This window comes from Streptomyces sp. NRRL B-3229, assembly GCF_000719505.1.
Lineage (GTDB): Bacteria > Actinomycetota > Actinomycetes > Streptomycetales > Streptomycetaceae > Streptomyces > Streptomyces griseorubiginosus.
Map to the genome: position 1 here is coordinate 1 of NZ_JOGP01000080.1, position 1057 is coordinate 1057.

At 70.5% G+C, this 1057-nt stretch carries 1 protein-coding gene; it reads right to left on the minus strand.

All coding sequences use genetic code 11. The features are described from left to right. Positions 1 to 179: 179 nt before the first annotated feature. Positions 180 to 1057: type I glyceraldehyde-3-phosphate dehydrogenase (locus IF54_RS0138755; RefSeq protein WP_030327404.1), on the minus strand; the 878-nt coding region annotated here is incomplete at its 5' end.

The window sequence follows — 1057 nt, forward strand, 5'->3', positions numbered from 1 at the left end:
GTATCGAGGAACCTAGGAGGCGCCTGTGCACCTGTCAATGACTAGGACATCAGCAGGACCAGACCAATTTCTCTCACTCCTCCGATGTATCTCGAGGACGGTCGCCCCCGTCGGCCGTGGGCACCGCCTCGCGGATCGCGGGAAGGTGACTTTCACATGGCCCGCGATCCGCGTGCGGCTCAGCCCTGCGCGAGCAGCTGGAGGGTGTCGATCACGCGGTTGGAGAAGCCCCACTCGTTGTCGTACCAGGCGACCACCTTCACGTGACGGCCGTCGACGCGGGTGAGCGCCGAGTCGAAGATCGACGAGGCGGGGTTGCCCGTGATGTCGGAGGACACCAGCGGGTCCTCCGAGTACTCGAGGACGCCCGCGAGGGGCCCCTCGGCGGCGGCGCGGTAGGCCGCGAGCACGTCCTCGCGGGTCACGTCGCGGGCGACGGTCGTGTTGAGCTCGACGATCGAGCCGACCGGCACCGGGACCCGGATCGAGTCGCCGGACAGCTTGCCGTCCAGGTTGGGCAGCACCAGGCCGATTGCCTTGGCGGCACCCGTGGTGGTCGGCACGATGTTGACGCCGGCGGCACGGGCGCGACGGGCGTCGCGGTGCGGGCCGTCCTGGAGGTTCTGCTCCTGCGTGTAGGCGTGCACCGTCGTCATGAAGCCGTGCTCGATTCCGGCGAGTTCGTCGAGCACCGAGGCCAGCGGGGCGAGCGCGTTGGTCGTGCAGGAGGCGTTGGAGACGATCGTGTGCAGGTCCGGGTCGTAGGCGTCGGTGTTGACGCCGTAGGCGAGGGTGACGTCGGCGCCGTCCGAGGGCGCGCTGACGAGGACCTTGCGTGCGCCCGCGTCGAGATGGGCGCGGGCGGCCTTGGCCGAGGTGAAGCGCCCGGTGGCCTCCAGCACGATGTCGACGCCGAGTTCGGCCCACGGCAGCTGCGCCGGCTCACGCTCGGCGAGGACGGTGATCCGGTGGCCGTCGACGACCAGGGTGTTCCCGTCGACGGTGCCCGGCCGGCCGAGCCGGCCGGCCGTGCTGTCGAAGGCGAGCAGCCTCGCGA